Origin of the sequence: Undibacterium sp. TC9W, assembly GCF_049339865.1 — a bacterium.
Classification (GTDB): domain Bacteria; phylum Pseudomonadota; class Gammaproteobacteria; order Burkholderiales; family Burkholderiaceae_D; genus Undibacterium.
Window position 1 is genome coordinate 57,921 of the sequence record NZ_JBMPPJ010000008.1, and the last position, 20,643, is coordinate 78,563.

General features: G+C 51.9%; 16 protein-coding genes. 10 read left to right on the plus strand and 6 right to left on the minus strand.

Translation table 11 applies throughout. From position 1 onward, the window contains the following. Nucleotides 1–53 precede the first annotated feature (53 nt). Nucleotides 54–1,298 carry a nitronate monooxygenase gene (locus ACO0LN_RS13345; protein ID WP_422974482.1) on the plus strand — a complete coding sequence of 415 codons (1,245 nt, stop codon included), beginning with the start codon at nucleotides 54–56 and terminating at the stop codon, nucleotides 1,296–1,298. A 69-nt stretch (nucleotides 1,299–1,367) separates the two neighbouring features. Here the strand turns inward: ACO0LN_RS13345 and ACO0LN_RS13350 are convergent, their stop codons facing one another. After that, nucleotides 1,368–1,871 carry a YHS domain-containing (seleno)protein gene (locus ACO0LN_RS13350; RefSeq protein WP_422974484.1) on the minus strand — a complete coding sequence of 168 codons (504 nt, stop codon included), beginning with the start codon at nucleotides 1,869–1,871 and terminating at the stop codon, nucleotides 1,368–1,370. 365 nt (nucleotides 1,872–2,236) lie between these two features. Here ACO0LN_RS13350 and ACO0LN_RS13355 point away from each other — a divergent pair, with 365 nt between their 5' ends. From ACO0LN_RS13355 to ACO0LN_RS13365, 3 genes are all read left to right on the plus strand, one after another. After that, nucleotides 2,237–3,655: an ammonium transporter gene (locus ACO0LN_RS13355; protein ID WP_422974486.1), complete on the plus strand. Its 1,419-nt coding sequence runs from the start codon at nucleotides 2,237–2,239 to the stop codon at nucleotides 3,653–3,655. Then, entirely contained in the window at nucleotides 3,652–4,056 is a 405-nt protein-coding gene (locus tag ACO0LN_RS13360; RefSeq protein WP_422974488.1) for a hypothetical protein, read from the plus strand. The genes ACO0LN_RS13355 and ACO0LN_RS13360 overlap by 4 nt, the downstream gene beginning before the upstream one ends. A gap of 138 nt (nucleotides 4,057–4,194) precedes the next feature. Further along, nucleotides 4,195–5,547 carry a trypsin-like peptidase domain-containing protein gene (locus tag ACO0LN_RS13365; protein ID WP_422974490.1) on the plus strand — a complete coding sequence of 451 codons (1,353 nt, stop codon included), beginning with the start codon at nucleotides 4,195–4,197 and terminating at the stop codon, nucleotides 5,545–5,547. Nucleotides 5,548–5,596: 49 nt separating this feature from the next. Here ACO0LN_RS13365 and ACO0LN_RS13370 read toward each other — a convergent pair whose 3' ends face one another. After that, the gene (locus tag ACO0LN_RS13370; protein WP_422974492.1) at nucleotides 5,597–6,607 is read right to left on the minus strand and encodes a DUF2804 domain-containing protein; all 1,011 of its coding nucleotides are present in this window, start codon (nucleotides 6,605–6,607) and stop codon (nucleotides 5,597–5,599) included. Between the two features lie 64 nt (nucleotides 6,608–6,671). Continuing rightward, entirely contained in the window at nucleotides 6,672–7,244 is a 573-nt protein-coding gene (locus ACO0LN_RS13375) for a hypothetical protein (RefSeq protein ID WP_422974494.1), read from the minus strand. 284 nt (nucleotides 7,245–7,528) lie between these two features. Between ACO0LN_RS13375 and ACO0LN_RS13380 the strand changes: the two genes are divergently transcribed. From ACO0LN_RS13380 to ACO0LN_RS13405, 6 genes are all read left to right on the plus strand, one after another. Further along, the gene (locus tag ACO0LN_RS13380) at nucleotides 7,529–8,830 is read left to right on the plus strand and encodes a hypothetical protein (RefSeq protein ID WP_422974496.1); all 1,302 of its coding nucleotides are present in this window, start codon (nucleotides 7,529–7,531) and stop codon (nucleotides 8,828–8,830) included. A 103-nt stretch (nucleotides 8,831–8,933) separates the two neighbouring features. Next, nucleotides 8,934–9,722 (plus strand): FadR/GntR family transcriptional regulator, encoded by a 789-nt coding sequence (locus tag ACO0LN_RS13385; protein ID WP_422974498.1) that lies wholly within the window; start codon nucleotides 8,934–8,936, stop codon nucleotides 9,720–9,722. Nucleotides 9,723–10,092: 370 nt separating this feature from the next. Continuing rightward, a complete protein-coding gene (gene kdgD, locus ACO0LN_RS13390; RefSeq protein WP_162039395.1) occupies nucleotides 10,093–11,004 on the plus strand; it encodes a 5-dehydro-4-deoxyglucarate dehydratase in 912 nt (303 codons plus the stop codon). Between the two features lie 24 nt (nucleotides 11,005–11,028). Beyond that, on the plus strand, nucleotides 11,029–12,606 hold the full coding sequence (locus ACO0LN_RS13395) for an aldehyde dehydrogenase (NADP(+)) (protein WP_422974500.1): 1,578 nt from the start codon (nucleotides 11,029–11,031) through the stop codon (nucleotides 12,604–12,606). 127 nt (nucleotides 12,607–12,733) lie between these two features. Then, nucleotides 12,734–14,104 carry an MFS transporter gene (locus tag ACO0LN_RS13400; RefSeq protein WP_422974502.1) on the plus strand — a complete coding sequence of 457 codons (1,371 nt, stop codon included), beginning with the start codon at nucleotides 12,734–12,736 and terminating at the stop codon, nucleotides 14,102–14,104. 1 nt (nucleotide 14,105) lies between these two features. Beyond that, entirely contained in the window at nucleotides 14,106–15,008 is a 903-nt protein-coding gene (locus ACO0LN_RS13405; protein ID WP_422974504.1) for an SMP-30/gluconolactonase/LRE family protein, read from the plus strand. 111 nt (nucleotides 15,009–15,119) lie between these two features. On the opposite strand, the gene ACO0LN_RS13410 is transcribed toward ACO0LN_RS13405, so the two are convergent. Genes ACO0LN_RS13410 through ACO0LN_RS13420 form a run of 3 tightly spaced genes read right to left on the minus strand, consistent with a single transcriptional unit; the run spans nucleotide 15,120 to nucleotide 20,593 of the window. After that, nucleotides 15,120–17,003, minus strand: a complete 1,884-nt coding sequence (locus ACO0LN_RS13410) for a glycoside hydrolase family 28 protein (protein WP_422974506.1) — start codon at nucleotides 17,001–17,003, stop codon at nucleotides 15,120–15,122. A 39-nt stretch (nucleotides 17,004–17,042) separates the two neighbouring features. Beyond that, complete coding sequence (locus ACO0LN_RS13415) at nucleotides 17,043–19,766, minus strand: pectinesterase family protein (RefSeq protein WP_422974508.1); 2,724 nt, start codon at nucleotides 19,764–19,766, stop codon at nucleotides 17,043–17,045. Beyond that, a complete protein-coding gene (locus ACO0LN_RS13420) occupies nucleotides 19,766–20,593 on the minus strand; it encodes a rhamnogalacturonan acetylesterase (RefSeq protein ID WP_422974510.1) in 828 nt (275 codons plus the stop codon). The genes ACO0LN_RS13415 and ACO0LN_RS13420 overlap by 1 nt, the downstream gene beginning before the upstream one ends. Between the last annotated feature and the right edge of the window lie 50 nt (nucleotides 20,594–20,643).

The window sequence follows — 20,643 nt, forward strand, 5'->3', positions numbered from 1 at the left end:
CTGAATATAGCGTCGCGTGATTTACTTTTGAGCAAAATGTATCAAGGATAACAATGAAACGTGTAGATGATTTCCGCCTGAAGCTGGGCAAAGATGAGCTGGTTCCTATCATGATCGGTGGCATGGGCGTCGATATTTCCACTGCTGAACTGGCTCTGGTTGCTGCACGTCTGGGCGGTATAGGCCATATCTCTGATGCCATGGTGCAGGATGTCTCTGACCGTCGTTTTGACACCAGCTTTGTCAAGGAAAAGACCAAATTCTACAAATACAATATCAACAATTCCGACAAGACTGACATCAAGTTCAACCTTGATCAACTGGCAGAAGCCACCCGTATGCACGTGGGCAAGACCATGGAAGCCAAGCAGGGCTCGGGCATGATCTTTGTCAATTGTATGGAAAAGCTGACCATGAACGGTCCACGCGAAACCCTGAAAGTGCGCCTGGAGTCTTCACTCGATGCCGGTATTGATGGCATTACCATGAGTGCTGGTCTGCACCTGGGCTCGTTTGGCCTGATCGCCGATCACCCGCGCTTCCGCGATGCCAAGCTGGGCATCATCGTTTCTTCGGTACGTGCGCTGCAATTATTCCTGCGCAAAAATTCCCGGCTGAACCGCCTGCCGGATTACGTCATTGTCGAAGGCCCACTGGCTGGCGGCCATCTGGGTTTTGGTATGGACTGGGCAGAATATGACCTGCAAACCATCGTCACTGAGATCGTCCAGTATCTGAAGGCAGAAAACCTCGATATCCCGCTGATAGCAGCCGGTGGTATTTTCACAGGCAGCGATGCCGTATCCTTTTTGCAAAACGGCGCTGCCGGGGTGCAGGTAGCAACCCGCTTTACGGTTACTCATGAATGCGGCCTTCCAGACAACGTCAAGCAGGAATACTTCAAGGCCAGTGAAGGCGATATCGAAGTCAATAATATCTCGCCTACCGGTTACCCCATGCGCATGCTAAAGAACACGCCTGCCATAGGCGATGGCATACGCCCTGGTTGTGAATCCTATGGTTACCTGCTTGATGGCAATGGTAACTGCGCTTACATCACTTCGTATAACCGCGAAGTGGCAGCCCACCCTGATGCCAAGAAAGTCTCTGTCATGGACAAGACTTGCCTGTGCACCCATATGCGCAACTTTAATTGCTGGACTTGTGGGCAAATGACTTACCGCCTGAAAGACACGACCCGCAAGCTGCCGGATGGTACTTATGAATTGCTGAGTGCTGAACATGTATTCCGCGATTATCAATTCAGTGTAGATCACCAGATTGCCCTGCCGGTCTGATCTGACAAGCTGAAAACAAAACGCCGCTTTAGCCCTTGGGCAAAGCGGCGTTTTTATATGTGCGAGCAATCAGAGTTCAGATGGTTTTTTGCTGGCGATGGTTTTCCAGTTGGTTTTTGCAAGATCGATATTGCCTGCAATGTCCTTTGCCCAGATCGCGCGGATCTTGGTATCAAGATTAAAGTAGAGTTTGTTATCGACGATGTCATACACATCCGGGTCGGCAACAAATTTCTTGCCTATGGAAGCGCCATATGCGCAGTAGCCACCAAAGGCTGGCAAATATTTCTCTGGGTTAGCCTGGAAAGTCTTTTTGTTTTCTTCACTGGTGAACAGGTAATCAACACCATCCACGGTCGCCACATGATGACCGGTGCCATGGGCAGGTTTTTCACTGGTGAAAAAAGTCGTGAGATCGTAGCCACGTGCACCTATGACGCTATTGGCGACCGTATCAGCGGCGCTGATGCCAGGTACTGCTGCCAGAGATAATGCGGCTAATGCTGACAAGAAGATAAATTTGATTTTGTTGACCAGGCTGCTGGAAGTGCGTGATATGGAAGTGAGTGACATGGCGTGCTCCTTTAAATGGTTGAAAGCGGGTTTGAGATTCGCCTTGCTCATGCGCAGCGAATGACAGGCACTTTAATTCAGTTCATCAAAGCAAAGAATAATCATAATATTGAATTCATTATTCCTTGAAATGGAATAATTATCACCGATTCTGATTTGGCACTCTCTGCGTGCAAATTCATGCCATGCAGAAATATTTGCTTACATTTTGGTGCATGCACCTGCCCGCACTGATATCACAAGCAATTTCTTTCCCTGATTAGTTGCGAGCAAGACCAAATTTACTGGTATCAGCCTTGGCATGAAAAATGCTGCAAAGCACATGCTTGTGTGTCATTGACGATGTTTTTGAAAAGGCCAGCCTGATGAAAATACGCGTTCTCTCCAGCTTCCTGCTTTCTGTCTCATTTTTCTTCTCATTTTTCTTCTCCATCAGCCTTTTCCTGTATGGCGGCACCTGCTACGCACAAGACACTGCGCCAGCCAGTTCTGTAGCAAGTGCCGCAACAGCACCTGTAGTGGCTGCAGCCACCCCACCAGCCATGACCAAGCCGGGCATGATCGCCGCCGACAAAATCAGTGCTGGCGACACCGCCTGGATGCTGACCTCAACGGCACTGGTATTACTGATGACCATACCCGGCCTGGCCCTGTTCTATACCGGCATGGTGCGCAAGAAAAATGCCCTGGGCACGATGGCGCATAGCTTGGCAACTACCTGCATCGTCACGGTCTTGTGGGTGGTGCTGGGTTACAGCCTGGTATTCACGGCAGGTTCGCCTTATCTGGGCAGCATGGACAGGTTCATGCTGCACGGCGTGAGCTTCTTGAAAGAAGCCGGGCAGCTCAGCGTGCATCAACTGGCACCGACAATACCGGAAAGCGTGTTCCTGATGTTCCAGATGACGTTTGCGATTATCACCCCTGCCCTGATCACCGGTGCCTTTGCCGAGCGCATGAAGTTCTCTGCCCTGCTGCTGTTCATCACGCTGTGGTCCTTGCTGGTGTATGTGCCGGTCGCGCATTGGGTGTGGGAACCGACAGGCTGGCTGGCGGCGCGTGGCGTGCTGGATTTTGCCGGTGGTACTGTGGTGCATATCAATGCCGGTGTATCTGGCCTGGTGGCTGCTTTGATCGTCGGACCACGTCTGGGTTTTGGCAAGGAACCCATGCCACCGCATAATTTATTACTGACTGCGATAGGCGCAGCGCTGTTATGGGTAGGCTGGTTTGGTTTCAATGCCGGTTCTGCCGGTGCCGCAGATGGCCGCGCCGGGCTGGCGATGCTGGTGACACAGGTGGCGACTGCGATGTCGGCACTGGCCTGGATGCTGGTGGAATGGCTGCGCCGTGGCAAACCATCGGTGCTGGGCATAGTCTCTGGCGCTGTCGCAGGTTTGGTGGCGATCACGCCCGCATCTGGTTTTGTTGATCTGACAGGTGCAATGGCCATAGGTGCAGTGGCTGGAGTGGCATGTTACTGGGGGGCGACTTCACTCAAATCCATGGGTGGCTATGATGATTCACTGGATGTATTTGGCGTGCATGCCATCGGTGGCATAGTCGGGGCCTTGCTGACGGGCGTATTTGCAATTAAGAGCATAGGCGGTGCTGATGGCAGCCTGGCGACCCAGGCGTTTGGTGTCATCGTCACCGTGATTTATTCGGGAGCTGTGACTGCCGTCATTTTGTGGCTGGTCAAAGTGAGCATTGGCTTGCGCGTCACCAATGAGCAGGAAAGAGAAGGACTTGATCTTGAACTTCACGGGGAGCATATCTTATGAGTACCAGCAGCCTGATACAGAATGCCATGTCAGATAATCTTGCCTTCTCCCTCATGGCAAGACTGCACGTGATTTTACGGCGGCAAAATGGCCGTGTCACTGACATAGAATACATGCGTGTCAATCCCGGCTATTGCCGCAGCATACTGGACATGGCGCTGGAATTACCCAACCCTGATTTGCACGACATCTGCCAAAAGCTCGATGAGATTTATTTTGGTGAAGATGGCTTGTTCGTCACGCCACCACCACCAACTCCTTTACTCAACAGACTGGCAGTAAGGAAGCAGGTCAGCAACAAGCTGGACGAGAGCAGCATGCCGGATATGTCCACAATACCCACGCCCGTGCTCGATCATAATGCCATGGTCGATCAAACCTATATAGGGCGCTTGCGTTAGATTTTTATCGCGTGAGATTGATAAGCCGTGCATTGTGCGCGGCTGAGCGCCGTTGCCTGCCCTTATTCAGTTACAATCCTGCAGAAAAAGCTTGCTGTCCCATTGACAGACATGCAAGCCATCCATTCTGGGCAGGTAATGAAAAAAACTCTCTACGACATACTCGCTGTTGAAGCGGACGCCACGCCAGAACAGATAAGTGCGGCCTACCAGCGTGCCACGGCTGAACTCGATAATGAAGGGCAGCATGACCCGAATAAAAAAGTCATCCTGCGTGAAGCCTTTGAACTGCTGCTGCACCCACAAAAAAGAGCCAGTTACGATGCCAGGCTGGCCAGGCAGACAAGCCTGCAGGCGCAAGCCGCAGCAAACCAGGACAAGCCAGAAGTAACAATGACGCCTGGGCAAAAGCCTAAAAACTGGCTTGCGCCTGCAATATTGATTGCCTTGCTATTGGCGACAGTCGCGGTATGGTGGTCGGTCAAACAAAAAGAAGCACGTAATAAACTCAAAGAAATTTCTGCCACTAGCGAAATCAGCCCAACAGTCGCGGCAAGCAGGCTACCGGCACAACAGCTCGTGTCTGTGCCTGGCAATTCCGATAGCGGCAAGAGTGCCGAAGAAATTTATGCCCTGCGTTCACCCAGCATTGCCCTGATCTCGGTGTTTTCTCCATCTGGCGTGCAGGTGGCGATAGGCAGCGGCGTCATGATAGAACCGCAAGTGCTGATCACGAATTGCCATGTGGTGCGCAGCGGCGTGCAATACCGGGCCAAGATAGGTAAGGAAGTATTGCCCGCCACAGTCATCATGGCAGATGAAGAATTTGATTTGTGTCGCCTTGGTGTACCTGGATCAAGCGCGCCACCAGTCGTACTGGGCAGTACAGACAATTTGCGCACAGGACAAAAAGTATTTGCCATAGGTGCGCCACAAGGGCTGGATCTGACCATCAGCGATGGCATTATTTCTTCCTTGCGTACTCTGGCAAGTGGCAGGGTGATTCAGACTACCGCCCCTATTTCCCCAGGGTCGAGCGGTGGTGGCTTGTTTGATGATGCAGGCAAACTGGTAGGCATCATGACCTTTCAGCACAAACTGGGGCAGAACCTGAATTTTGCAGTTCCCGCTGACTGGATCAATACCATGTCTTCACGCCGCGCCAGCAACCAGGGAGTGGGTGCGCTGACCATGAGCAGCATAGAGAGTCAGTCTCAGCCCTCTCCTGCCTCAGCCAGCCTGTGGGGTAGCTGGGCCTGCATGAATGTGCAGACCGGCTATAGCATGGAAGTCTCTTTTAGCAGGAATACGCAAGTCAGTGGCAACATGAATGGCAAACGGTTTTACGGCAATTACGCATTGAATGAAAGATCGCTGACTTTTGTTGGCGATATCAGTTTATCTGCCCAGGTAGAACAACTGGGAGAAGCGAAGATGCTCATCAATACAGACCGTGGCGGGCGGCTGGCCTGTGCGCGTACCGGTACTTAGATAGGTGCTAGTCTAAGTACTTAGTCCAGCGCCACGTCATTACCATTCATTACCATTTGGAGAAATGGTCTTCCGTCACACCCACCAGTTTTTCTATCTGCCGCTTGGGTGCATCCAGACTTGCCCTTACCCAGCCGCTGAAAACACCTATCGGTTGCAGATAACGGCTGCTGGCGATGATGAGGTTTTTATTTTCTGCGCGAAAACCTTCGGGATGAAAATGCAGGTCCAGCAAACCATCATCGGTATAAATATGCCAGTCAGCCATGGCCTGGCCGGGATCAAAGTCGAACTGCGCAGTCCCCAGAGAAATGAGTTGTCCATCCAGCCATAGCGCATTTTCGTGACTGGAAAAATACCCGGCCTGCAAGTTGAAACCTATGTCCAGCGCATGTGCTGATGCCCAGCGCCAGCCAGTTTCACGCGCCAGGAACCCATTGCTATGATCGTAGCTGCCGACGCCTTTTTGCAAATTAAAACTGCGGCTGCCCACACGTACTTCGCCACTCAATGGCATGCCCGCAGATTTGACGGTTGCATGCACAGTACCGCCCAGCACTTCACCCACTGCCAGCAAGGAGGGCGCAGCCGGTTTGGCATCCAGCATGGCATTGATACTGAATGAACCGCATTGCAATTGCAGTTCATAGCCCCCGCTGACTGACAGTTGCTGAAAGCGTATGCGCTTACCTAGAAGCCGGAAGGCGGAACTGGCACGTTCTGCTGGGTGCGCATTCAGTGTTGCTGTCAGACCTGGCAGACCATCCTGGGAATAACTGGCAATAAGCTTGCCTGCCAGCCTGTCGAACACATAGGCAAAGGCCGTGTTGGTCCAGCCCACATCAACAATCGCGATGCCACAGAATATTTCTTCTGTCGCCAGCGCCACATAATGCCAATGCTTGTGGTGCAAGGTTTGCCATAGCTTGCCGCGCCTGTGTGGTGCGGCCAGACTGGTCCAGTCTATGATTGTTGGTGCACCAGCATATTTGCCAAATCGCACCTGACCATCAGGATGCAGGACTTGTGCAGGTGCAGGCGGCAGGAAATTCGCTGACATGGTGTCTCCATTTTATATTTTTGTACGCCAGCGATTCTGCAGCAAAGCAGTTAGAGGGTCTATTTCAAATTGCTTTCATATCCTGCGCTGCCGGGATACCCATGAGTTTCAACCAGGTATAGCCCCACAACAGCAAGCCCGCACCCAGGCAGCCATAAGGGTCCGCCGCTCCCTCAGAAAACACAAATGGATAGGCAACGGCAAACACACTCATCACCAGCCCAAACCGGAAATGACCTGGCACTTTGAACACGCTGGCCAAAGGCAGGAAATGCAGACCAATGATCAACATGGCGAATGGTGTGACCCACTCGGCCAGGCCCATATTCGCCAGCACATTTCCGCCGACCAGGATGATGACCCACTGAGCTGCATTAATGACATGGAACAGACGCCCTGCCATTTGTGCTGCCGGGCTATTGTCGTCGGCATAAGCCTTGTATTGCTGGTGACGCTGGACTGCCAGCCCGGCCAGCGTCAACCCCACAATGCCGATGAGCAGATAAACCAGTCCTGTGCCTTGCCTGGCACGCTGATTCCATAACACCATCCAGGCAGCGCCAAAGACAGCAAAGAACATCGCCCCCTTGGCACGGGCAGCGTAGGAAGAAAATACAGCAGCGTTGATTGCGGACATGATGGACACTCCTTGTTGAATTGCTGCCAGTATGTCGAAAGAGAGCGTGCAATATCAGAGCAAAGTGTCAGGACGTGCCAGTGACAAATGTCATGCCTGCTAATCTGTAGTGTTGGTGGAGTCTCAGTGGACTGTCTATGGATTGTAAAATGAGAACTAATGAGGTGCTAAAGCAGAATTAGTATCATCGGTGTCACTTACATGCATAATATCGCTTTTGTAATTGTCGGCACATTTGCTTGCAATGCGACCCGCTCAGGCGGCCAAGGACAGGAGATTCTTCAGTGCACTTACTCATTATCATCATTGCCTTGTTAGCCCTGGCTTATTTTCTGAATCAGGTCATGCAAAAGAACAACCATGCGCAGGACGGAAAGCCCTTGCCCGCCGCTGGCCGTGATACTGCACATCAAAGCCAGCTCGACCGTGCGGCAAGTGCGCAGGCAGTTGCCTTTATCTCGGAAGGCAAATTGTTTTATCGCGCTGCCCATGGTGAAACCAGGCAATTGCATAGTCCTTATGTGCAAGAGATGCTGGACAAGATGGAGAAACACAGGGAAAGGCATGCATGGAAACAAGGCACCAGCTTTGGAGTTTCTGCCTCAGGTGCATGGCGCCAGTTTGATGGCGAGAGTGCGCAGATTAATGCAACAGCCATGCAATTTGATGAGCAAGGCCGCATCCTGTATTTTTTGCAGGATGCAGGCATGGGTGGCCTGTTTTCTTATGATCTGGAAACTGGCACCGAAAAGCGCATACTGCACAGGCAAAATCTGGCACTGACAGATATGCATCTGGACCAGGGCAGTGGCAAATTGCTGGCCTCATCGATGAATAAAACCGGCGTCGCCAACCTGGTCATGTGCAATCGCGAAGGCGAAGAATTCCGTGAACTGACGGGTGGCGATACGCTGGATACCTGCCCCTGTTGGATACCGGATGCAGAAAAACAAATCCTGTATCAATCTACCGGCATCGCCCGCAACCAAAGTGGCGTTACCCTGGCCTATGGCAATGCCAGCATACAGATGCTGGATATAAAAAATGGGGCTGTCACACCAGTGCTGGATGATCCACAATATGACTTCCTGCACCCACGTGTCTGCCCGCAAGGTAATCTGCATTTCATTCGTCGTCCTTATGAAGTACCCAGATACGACACCAGCAATGCGCTGCTGGATACCTTGTTTTTCCCTTTCCGTTTATTGCGCGCGGTGTTTCATTACCTGAATTTTTTCTCCATGATGTATAGCCGCAAGCCTTTGACCAGCGCATCCGGCCCGGCCTTGAATGCAGATTTAAAAGAAATCATCCTCAAGGGCAAACGCATTGACGCTGAAAAAGCCCTGAAAAAAGAGGCCATGGTCAATGGCGTGCCTTCATTGGTACCAGCTTCGTGGCAGTTGGTCAGCCGTAACCGTCAGGGCAATGAAACTATCCTGGCAACCAATGTGGCGGCTTATGATATGCGTGCTGACGGCAGCATTGTTTATTCAAATGGGCGCGGCGTATTCTTGCTGGGTAGCGGCAGGCAATCAGGCCTGATATTGAAAAGTGAGCTGATCGCAGATGTTATTTCTCAATAAAACCAGGAAAAGACCTTATATGTTGTCATACAACTTTATGCGGGCTTTTTAAGTTAGAATCAATCTATAACAATCAATTACTCATCAGAACAATACCCGGTTCATGGAAACTCAAGACTACGCCAACGCTCTGCCTACCAAAAGACGGCATAAGAGCCTGTCTCAGGGGCTGGTAGAAAGTATCAGCAATAACATCAAGAATGGCATCCTGAAGCCGGGTGAAAAGCTGCCTACCGAATCTGCCATCATGAATCTTTATGATGTCAGCCGCACCGTCGTGCGTGAAGCCATTTCGCACCTGCAGGCTGCCGGGCTGGTGCAAACCCGGCATGGCATAGGCACTTTCATTCTTGAACCCAGCCAGGCTGCCAGCACCGGCATGCTGCGCGAAGCCATCGTCACTGTCAGGGATGTGCTGGACATACTGGAACTCAGGATCAGCCTGGAAACCGAGGCCGCCTGGCTGGCTGCCTCGCGCCGTACGGAAGAGCAGGCGGCAGCGCTGGGCAAGGCGCTGGAAGATATCCTGGCCAACAAGACCGAAGAAAATGCCTCGGTCAATGCCGATGTGCGCTTTCACCTGCTGATTGCACAATCTACCGGTAACCGTTATTTTGTTGACATCCTCAGCAACCTCGGCACCACTATCATCCCACGCGCCAGATTAAAATCTGCGATGCTGACACTCGAGGGTAATGCTGGAAATGCCAGTCAAAATAACAACAGTGGCAGCAGCTACCTCGAAAGAGTGAACCGCGAGCATGAGGATATTTACCTCGCCATACAGCGCAAAGACCCGGAAGCCGCCCGCGCTGCCATGCGTACCCACCTCAGCAACAGCCGGGAAAGATTGCGGCAGGCGCAACAGCGTATAGAAGCCCCCACAGTTTAGTCCGGTTCTTCAGCTTAAATAAGACTTACGCAAAATTGTCCCAGCAAGGCTGTCGCTGCAGGAAACCGCTCTTGCAGGAGCGGTTCGTTACGTTGGTAGACAGCATGCTGTCTGAAACCCAAACTACACCGTAGCGACGAAGACAGTACTTTAGTACCGAATTTGACAAATACGGGAGCTGCAACGCAGCTGGGGCGGTTTTGCGTAGGTCCAACGAAATTCAAAATTTTTAAAAGTGTGCTTGTCTTCTCTTATTTTAAGTTGTACGATGACGTATGACTTAAAGAAATAAATAAGCTTACGCACTTACTTTTTAAAACCCGACCAAACCTGGTCATGACGAATCCAGGTTTCCATTTCCGGAGCTACCATGCATCCTCAAGAACTGAAACAAATCCTGTCCTCTGGCCTGCTGTCTTTTCCTCTGACTGACTTTGACGCGGCTGGCGACTTCAATGCCAAGACTTATGCAGAACGTCTTGAATGGCTGGCCCCCTATGGTGCCAGCGCCTTGTTTGCTGCCGGTGGCACGGGTGAATTCTTCTCGCTGACAGGTGGTGAATATTCCGACATCATCAAGACTGCCGTTGATACCTGCCGTGGCAAAGTGCCTATCCTGGCCGGTGCCGGTGGCCCTACCCGCCAGGCGATTGCCTATGCACAGGAAGCAGAACGCCTGGGCGCACACGGCATTTTGCTGCTGCCACATTACCTGACTGAAGCCAGCCAGGACGGCCTGATCCGCCATGTAGAAGAAGTCTGTGCTTCGGTCAAATTTGGCGTGGTTGTGTATAACCGTGGCAATTGCCGCCTGACCGCTGATTCCCTGGAAAAACTGGCAGCACGCTGCCCCAACCTGATCGGCTTCAAGGACGGCATAGGCGATATCGAATTGATGGTATCGATCTGGCGTCGTATGGGCGACCGTTTCAGTTACCTCGGTGGTCTGCCTACTGCAGAAGTTTATGCAGCGGCTTACAAGGCACTGGGTACACCGGTTTATTCTTCTGCCGTGTTCAACTTCATGCCAAAACTGGCGATGGACTTTTACCACGCGATTGCAGCAGATGATCACGCTACAACAAACCGTCTGCTGGATCAGTTTTTCCTGCCTTACCTTGAAATCCGTAACCGCAAAGCCGGTTATGCAGTGAGTATCGTCAAGGCTGGTGCGCGTCTGGTTGGCCATAGCGCAGGCCCGGTACGTGCACCACTGACCGACTTGACAGAGGAAGAAGATGCCATGCTGCACAAATTGATTTTGGCGCAAGGTCCACAATAAATTCAGAAGCAAAGGGAGTACAGAATGCAAATCACCGGGCAAATGCTGATCGGTAAAAAAGCGGTTTTTGGTCTGGCAGGTAATGTCAAAGCCATAGACCCATCGACCAATCAGGAAATCGAGCCTGTTTTTGGCTTCGCTACAAAAGATGAAGTTGAGCAGGCTTGCCTGCTGGCTGAACAGGCGTTTGACAGCTACCGCACCACCAGCCTGGAACTGCGGGCACGCTTCCTGGAAGCGATCGCCACAGGCATCATGGATCTGGGCCCTGCACTGATAGAACGTGCAGCACAAGAAACCGGCTTGCCTGTCGCCCGCCTCGAAGGTGAACGTGGCCGTACCGTCAATCAATTGCGCCTGTTTGCCAAGGTAGTCCGTGATGGACACTGGCTGGACGCAACCATAGACAGCGCCTTGCCAGAACGCGCGCCACCTCGCCCGGATTTGCGTCTGCAAAAAATTGCCCTGGGCCCGGTTGCCGTATTTGGTGCCAGTAATTTCCCGCTGGCGTTTTCAGTAGCTGGTGGCGATACTGCATCGGCCCTGGCCGCTGGCTGCCCCGTCGTCGTCAAGGCACACAATGCTCACCTGGGTACGGCAGAACTGGTAGGCCGCGTCATACAAAGAGCCGTAGCGGATTGCGCTTTGCATGAAGGCGTATTCTCCATGCTGGTAGGCGCTGGCAGCCAGGTCGGCCAGCAACTGGTCGATCACCCGGCTATCAAGGCGGTGGGCTTCACTGGCTCCCGCTCCGGCGGTCTCGCACTGGTAAAAACTGCCAGCCAGCGCAAAGAACCCATCCCGGTGTATGCAGAGATGAGCAGTATCAATCCGGTATTCTTGCTGGATCATGCTCTTGGCGAACAAACCGCGACACTGGCGAAGAATTTTGTCGATTCTCTGGCCTTGGGTGCTGGTCAGTTCTGCACCAACCCTGGGCTGGTCATCGCCATAGAGAGCGCGACAGCACGTCAATTCCTGCAAGATGCCGCCAGGGCTTTAGAAGACAAACATGCAGCGACCATGCTGACCCCGGGCATACACCAGGCCTACGTCAAAGGCACTACGCATCTTGCTGACATCGCGCAATTGCAACTGGTGGCCAAAGGCCAGCAGGCAGAATCCCCATGCGCAGCACAAGCGATGCTGTCTGTATGTTCAGGCAGCACCTTCCTGAGCACGCCAGCCTTGCAGGAAGAAATTTTTGGACCTTCTTCCATTGCTATCCTGTGCAAGGATTTTGATGAAGTAATCGCGGTCGCGTCATCACTGGAAGGTCAATTGACAGCGACAGTACATGCTGTCGCTGACGATCATGCCCAGGCCAGGAAGCTATTGCCAGTGCTGGAAAGAAAAGCCGGACGCATCCTGTTCAATGGTTTCCCTACTGGCGTGGAAGTGGCGCATGCGATGGTACACGGCGGCCCTTTCCCGGCAACCTCGGACAGCCGCAGCACTTCAGTTGGTGCATCAGCGATTGAGCGCTTCTTGCGCCCGGTGTGCTATCAGGGCTTCCCGGCAGATTTGTTGCCAACGGCACTGCAGAATAGCAATCCCCTGCAACTTGCACGTATGATGGATGGGAAACTGACACTCGCTTAAAGAAAGATGAATCAGCCTGGGCACGCCTGGGCTGTTTTGTAAATGTTTTGCAAAATGAGCTCATGTACACAGCACTCAAAAAGAAGTGCAGACATGGCAATAAAAATCATCATCAGGAGACGCTCGCATGAGCCAGCAAGCTATAGGAAAATACCGGTGGACTATTTGTGCCCTGCTATTTTTTGCCACCACCGTTAATTACCTGGACCGCCAGGTACTCAGTCTGTTAGCACCCGATTTATCCAGGGAATTTGGCTGGACCAATACTGACTATGCCAATATCACGGCGGTGTTCCAGTTTGTATATGCCATCTCCATGCTGTTCGCCGGTCGTTTCATCGACAAGATAGGTACCAAGAAAGCTTATCTGATCGCCATTGCAGTATGGTCAGTTGGTGCAGTCATGCATGCTTATTCCATCATGCTGGGCGAAGGCATGGTCAGTGCGCTGACTGCACTCGGCATCGCTGCGATTCCAGTGTCTGTCGCAGGCTTCATGATTTCGCGTGCAGTGCTGGCAATAGGTGAAGCCGGTAACTTCCCTGCAGCGATCAAGGCCACGGCAGAATATTTTCCCAAACATGAACGCTCTTTCGCCACCGGGATCTTTAATTCTGGTGCCAACATCGGTGCGATCCTGGCGCCTTTGACTGTGCCGCTGATTGCAGCGCAATGGGGTTGGCAGTCTGCTTTTATCATCATAGGCGCGATAGGTTTTGTCTGGATGATTTTCTGGCAGATGTTCTATGACAAACCTGAACAGCAAAAATACCTGTCAGCAGCAGAACTGGCCTACATCAATAGCAGTGATGCACAAGCAGCAGAGGCAAGTGCTCCTGGCGATGCGGGGAAAAAAGTATCCTGGTTAAAACTGCTGTCTTATAAGCAAACCTGGGCCTTTGTCATCGGCAAGTTCATGACAGATGGCGTGTGGTGGTTCTTCCTGTTCTGGCTGCCCAAGTATCTTGAAGCACAGTACAAGATGCAAAAAACAGAAATCGTCGTGCCACTGGCAGTGTTGTACAGCATGACCATGATAGGCAGCATAGGCGGTGGTTATTTCCCCAGCTATTTCATGCGCCGTGGCGACAGTGCCTACAATGGCCGCATGAAGGCCATGCTCGTGATTGCCCTTTTCCCGCTCGTGGTTTTGCTGGCACAACCATTTGGTTATCTCGGCTTCTGGGTGCCGGTATTACTGATAGGCGTAGGCACCTCTGCCCACCAGGCCTGGTCTGCAAATATCTTCACGACGGTCTCTGATATGTTCCCGAAAAAATCGGTGGCATCCATCGTCGGTATCGGTGGCATGGCCGGTGGCCTTGGTGGTGTACTGGTCTCCAAAACCGGCGGCTGGCTGTTTGATTATTACGGAAAAATGGGGCAGATACAAACTGGCTATACCATCATGTTTACTTTCTGCGCGGTAGCCTACCTGCTGGCATGGGGCATGATGAAGGCGCTGGTGCCTACCCATAAAGAAATTACTGACCTGTAAGATGACTGAATTTTCTCATATAGAATCGATACCAGCCGTGAACTGCATCGTCGGTGAAAGCCCTCTGTGGCATGCGGAGCAGGCGGCCTGGTATTGGGTCGATATACCGGCAAAAACCATCTGGAAACTCGATGCCAGGAATGGTCAATTGACATCCTGGCTGACCACAGAAATGGTCGCCTGCATTGCCCTGAAACAGGATGGCGATTTTATTGCGGGTATGGAGAGCGGCCTATTCAATCTGCATCTTGGTGAAGGCTCCCGCGCCCTGCAGACCCGTCTCGCAGCGCCTGCAGAATTGAAGGAGTCAGGAACTGGCATGCGCTTCAATGACGGGCGTTGTGACCGCCAGGGACGTTTCTGGAGTGGCACCATGTTCATGGACATGGCTGCGGCGAAAGCGATAGGCAATCTCTACCGCTATTCAACAGCGCAAGGGCTGTCGGCCCCTGTCGTCAGTAATCTGCTGACCCAGAATGGCCTGGCCTGGTCACCAGATGGCAAGACCATGTATTTGTCGGATTCCCATCCTGCCAGCCAGACGATCTGGGCATTTGACTATGATATGGAAGATGGCACGCCACATAACAAGCGCATCTTTGCCGACATGAAACCCATGGCTGGCCGCCCTGACGGTGCCGCCATGGATATCGATGGCTGCTACTGGATATGCGGCAACGATGGTGCCTGCCTGCTGCGCTTCACGCCTGCAGGCAAGCTTGACCGTACCATAGCATTGCCCATGAACAAACCGGCCATGTGCACCTTTGGCGGGCCGGACATGAGTACCTTACTGGTCAGTTCCATAGGTGCTGGCAAGGCAGAAGATGATCAATGGGCAGGCAGCCTTGTGCTGGTCAGGCCGGGTGTGGCAGGTGTGCCAGAAACAAGATTCGCAAACTGATTTCATAATTTACCACCTGAAAGCGCAGCGGTACTTGAGCGCATAAGAGTTAATAGGCTGTAATAGCCCACTAATCTCTTATGCGCATTTTTTTCGCCTTATTTGCAACAGTTATGCAGAGAGCTGGCCATTGTGCAGCTTGTCACCTATCAACACATTCTTCAACTCCAGGCCATTGACGTTGTACAGATACAGCGGGCTGGCAGCATTCACTGGCGTACCAAACTGACAGTCGCTGATGGTCACATTGGTGACCGGGAAAATCATGGGATTCTTGTCGTCACCGTTATAGTCTGAGGCGACCGGGCCAAGGATAACGATGGCCTGGAAGCACGAGAACTTGCCGTTTTTGGTCGTGACATTACCCACTTTGACATTCGAGATATGCACATTCGTCACCACCGGTGGCCTGGTCCTGACATTGTCACTGACCGGTGCGTAATCGCAATCAAAGGTGATGACCGCACCGGCAGCGGTGGCGACTGTCTTGGATTGAATTGGCGAGCCAGGCAGCGATGTGTAGAAAGACGGGCTGGTCTGCACGCCATTCGGTATGTTGATATTGCGTACAAAGAAATTCTTGAGGTAACCACCACGGTTCATATTCGTCTTCAGGCGTATCGCCGTGTTTAGTGGATTAGTAGCCCAGTTGATATTCTCGAACAAGAGATTTTGCGCATACACATTCTGTATGCCACCCGCCATTTCACTACCCAGTGTTACCGCGCCATGGCCACTTTGCATGGTGCAATTCTGGATAACGATATTTTGTGATGGCCCATACTGGGTATCCAGATTTTTACCGGCCTTGATGGCGATGCAGTCATCACCTGAATCAAATGTGCAGGACTCGACCAGTACATGATCACATGCCTCAGGGTCAAAGCCATCGCTGTTGGGGCCGTGGCTTTTCGCCAGGACATTGCGTATCACAACATTACGGCAATGCACAGGATGGTGTTGCCAGAATGGGGTATGGTTAACCTGGTAGCCCTGCATCAGCACATTCGTGCAACTGATAAACTGTATCATCGGTGGACGCAGATTATGTCCCATGCCAAAGATACGTTTTCCCAAGGGCACACCTGCCTCGGACAGGGATGGCAGATAATTCGCATCTGCACGCCATTTATCATTGTCACCCTGTATGCGCAGCCTTTGTTTTTCATCGAGTTGCGGTGCGATTTTTTCCAGGCTGGTCGCATTCAAATCATTTGCGGTATTTTCTGAGCGCTTACCCAGCTTGTAATTGGGCGTGGTATTCTGTCCCACAGAATTGATGGTTTTTTGCTTGCCCTTCCAGGTCCACCAGCAATCACCATTATCATCAAAGGGAACACCGCCCTGGCCGTCGAGTATGCTACTCCAGTCATCGCCAGTCAGGGCGATATTATCCTGGCCATAGGCATACACCATGGGTGAGAAATTCAGGCAGTCATTACTCTGCCAGCGCGATATGACCAGCTTGCCATTTGGCCCGCAATCAAAGCTGCCGTATTTAGCATAGTCTTCAGGATTATTACTGAAATAGATATGCGCGCCCTTTTGCAGATGCACATTCACATTCGACAGCAAGACGATGGGGCCTGCGCAATACCAGTTGCCGGCAGGGATGATCACACGGCCACCACCAGCTTCATGGCAAGTTTTGATCGCCTGGGCGATCGCAGGATAAATATCTTTGGCATTGGCGACCGGTGTTAATAAGTTGTCTTGCTCTTCAAAAGATATCCAGGATTTGACTTTTTTCAATTCACAAGTGACAGCACCAAAGTCAGTTACGCGGTAATCAGCAGCGCGGAATTTCAAGGGCTTGGCGAGACGATCGACAATGTCCTGAGCTTTTTGCCATGGGTCTTCTATCATCGTTGCTGCAATAGCCTGGCCTATGGGTAATGCGCTGCCAGCCGTGGCAGACAATCCCGTCAGGGACAGTTTCTTCATAAAACTGCGGCGTGCTGTCTGATTGGATGGCATCAATTTTTCTAGTTTCATATAGTCTCGTTTATGCTTGATTTTGAGTCTTAGGCTAACTCATTCTTCAGTATTATTGAATTCGGCCAGAAATATACGAGTCGGCGAAAAGGGTCCGTCATATCCCATCTGCTTTACAGGATCAATTTTTGCAGCCAGCAAATTCGCCCAGTAATCATCACTGGAAAATTGCGCAGGGCGATAGGGCAAAGTACCCTTCTTGTTCCAGTCTGACCAGGGTTGCTTTTTATGGATATGCGATCCGATGACAGAATTCATGACCACCATCTTGCCTACCGTTTCCAACGTCTGCCTCCTGATCGTGCCTGTCGGTGAATTGAATACATCGACCTCGCCTATCTGGCAGTCATAGCCAGGAACAGGCACGGGTGCATACGGTGTACAGCGCTCGTTATGGAACCATTGTCGCGCCAGGCTGAATTTACCTGCAAGGGCATTGCTGCTGCCGTCATGGGTGAAGCGGCAATGATCAAACACGAAACCATAGCGCGACTTCACATTGGTGTTGGGGGCACCGACATAAGAGGAATTGCGGTCACCCAGGGATTTGATTTCAGTTTCAAAAAAGTAGGCAGTGGCATCACCAAAAATAAAATCCACGTCGCCTTCTATGTAGGAGCGCTGGAAAAACTGCCTGGCAGTCTGACCATCCTTGCCTGACTTCATGTACAGGGTGTCCTGAAAGCCCAGCATGCGCACACCATCAAAATGCGTCTTGTCTGCACCATCCAGCATGACGGCCAGCGCTTGGTGATGCACCATCTGGCTGCGCGCATAGATGCCGTTTTCATCTGGGCAATTACCTGGCTGGCAATCTGCCCTGGCATTGCCCTTGTCCTTGTTATAGGCATTCTCTATCGTCAGGTTTTTTGCCTGAAAGCCGGGGCTCTTGACCCACAATACGGCAGTGCCAAAAGTACCCAGTGCTGGCCGGTCTTTGATGCTGTTGTACATGGCGGCGATATTGCTGTGCACACCTGCAAACTGTGCAGAAAATTGCGAACTGTAAGTGCTGCCTGTCGTTGCTGCATCAAGATTGGCGCTGATGCGTGTCGTAGCGGCATCACTGCCATACAAGGTGATGGGGATAGTCGTATCAGGCACATACACCAGTTCGCGGTAAGTTCCAGGTTTGATGTAGATGTGAATACGCTGCTTGCCTGCTTTCGATTTTTCAATATCACCAACAGCCTGATTAACTGCGGCCTGAACTTGCCTGAATACCCTGATACCATCTGGTGTGGCGTTGGCATCAACGACATAGTCAGGCACCAGTTGTGGCTCTGCGGCAATGGGGGCAGACAGCGGGTCCCATGGTGCAACTTGTTCCTTACCCGGCAAACCTGCATATTTCAAGACTTCGCTATAGGAAAAGTTCTTGGCAGCCTGCACATCAAGTTGCGGACGCTTGCTGTTATCAGTTGTACTACCTGATTCAGGATATGCAGCAAATGCCTTTTCGCACTGTCCAGGATTGGCAGCCACTGCATTGAAGACTACTTTATCACGGCCTTCCAGTTGCACATGTTCAAACTGGCTGCTGCTCTTGTCTGCTACGCTGACATCCTTCATTTTGAGTGCAATGACATGTTCTGCATCATAGCCTTGCAGAATGATCTTGCCTGGTGTTAAAGACTGCACATGCTCAAGACTGATATTGCGGTATTGTGGCACCAGATTACCTGTGGCAGTTTTACCGTAATGGGTATCAAAGTCTATCGGTGCCTTGACATTGCGTATACAGACATTGCGATAAGTGATGTTTTGTACCAAACCACCACGCGAGACATCGCTCTTGATACGCAAGCCTGAAGTCGTGCCGTCCATGCTGAGACTTTCGACCAGCACATTGCTAACACCGCCATTGGTTTCACTGCCTATGGACATGCCATGGCCTGAATAGAAATGGTTATTGCGGATGGTGATATTTTCTGTCGGACCGTTGTTACCTGCCTTGATGGCGACATTGTCGTCACCTGTGCGGATGTAGCTATTGGCAATCGTGATATTGCGCGAAGAGATAGGGTCTATACCATCGGTATTTCTGGCATTGGCGGGCGTATCGATGCGCACACCCCAGGCGGTAAAGCCATCAACCTGATTCAGGGTGACATGAAAATTGGGTGAATTGCGCAAAGTGATATTGTGCAAGGTAAAATCATTCGACTGCGTGACTTCTATGAGTCTGGGCACATTCTGGCGATTGTTTTCTTTCTGCGCACGCCGGGCGATCTGCCACCAGCTTTCTTCCTTGCCCATAATACGTTCTCCACCCTGGCCATCGATGACACCTTCGCCATAAATGCCGCTACCTTTGGCGCGCTCAATGGTAATGAAAGGTTTGCAGCCTTTGCCCTTGTCATCATTGATACCGCAGGTGCCTGTGCCACGGTCATAATCGAGAGTATGCGTGGATGCATATAAAGTCACGCCAGCATCAAGCAATAGTGAAATACCGCTACGCAATTGCAAAGCTCCCGACAGAAAGGCAGCCTTGCCATTACGGCTGCTCAGGCGAACTGCCTGTCCGGGGCGGCATGCGTCTATTGCGGCTTGCAGGCTTTGTGTATCCGGGGCGCGGCCAGATACAGCATTTTGTTTGCCGCTCTCCAGTTGCGCTGTCAGTACGCTGCAGATTGCCGGTGTCTGCGGTTCTTTTACCAGGCGGGTATCTTGCGCAAACACTGAGTCGGTAAATAACATGCCTGATGAGGCCAGTGCAGCAACAACAGCTAATGTAGAAGATTTTTTTCGCTTGCTCATCATCTGTTCCCTGCATTCACATGTGCCTGCAAATTGGGGATTACCAGCAGCAATTCCTTGAGCATCATGGCAGAGAAGTGTGCTGCGCCTTTGCTGCCCAGGTGGGTACGGTCAAAGGCAGATTTCGCTGCACCAGCTCTTTCCGTCTTTGCCAAGTCACCCGCCTCTACTGACAATGCCGCAGGTGGTGGAGGTGGTGCCATGGCCAGCGTATCGGCTTCAGCCTCGCCCATCGCCTGTACTGAGCTATAACTGATGGCATTCAAATCTATCATCGGCACATGTTTGTCAGCAGCCACTTTCATACTGGCGTCTGCCCAGGGCCGCAAATCATTTTGTAATTGCGTCCCCTTGAAGCTGCGCCTGGTCAACGGCGTCACCAGCACGGCTTGCGCGCCGGCTGCCTGCACATCATTGACATAGCCTGCCATATTGACAGGGAACTCTGTCGCCAGATCGGTAGAGCGACCGGGTTTGCCGGGCTGGTCATTGTGGCCGAACTGTATCAGTACCACGGTCTGGCTGAACGGTGTATTGCTTGCCATAAGCTTTTGCACTACTTCCCATGAACCTTCGGCACGGTAACTGCCAGAGCTGCGGCCACCTTTTGCCAGGTTAAGGCAAGTCACCTCAGGCTTGAAGCGCGCGCACAAGGCATCACCATAGCCACTTTTGGGCGCCATGGTAGAGTCGCCCACGAGTATGATGCGCGTGGGCCTGGTGGACAACGCAGGACTTGGCGTTTCAGCCATCCGTGTCTGGCTGCAAGCGCACAGCATCAATGCGCTTATCGCAGTCATGGCGAAAGTGCGAAGTATAAGTTTCATGGGATTTTCTGAATTCTTAAAAAAAACAGGGTCTGCGAACAAACCCTGTC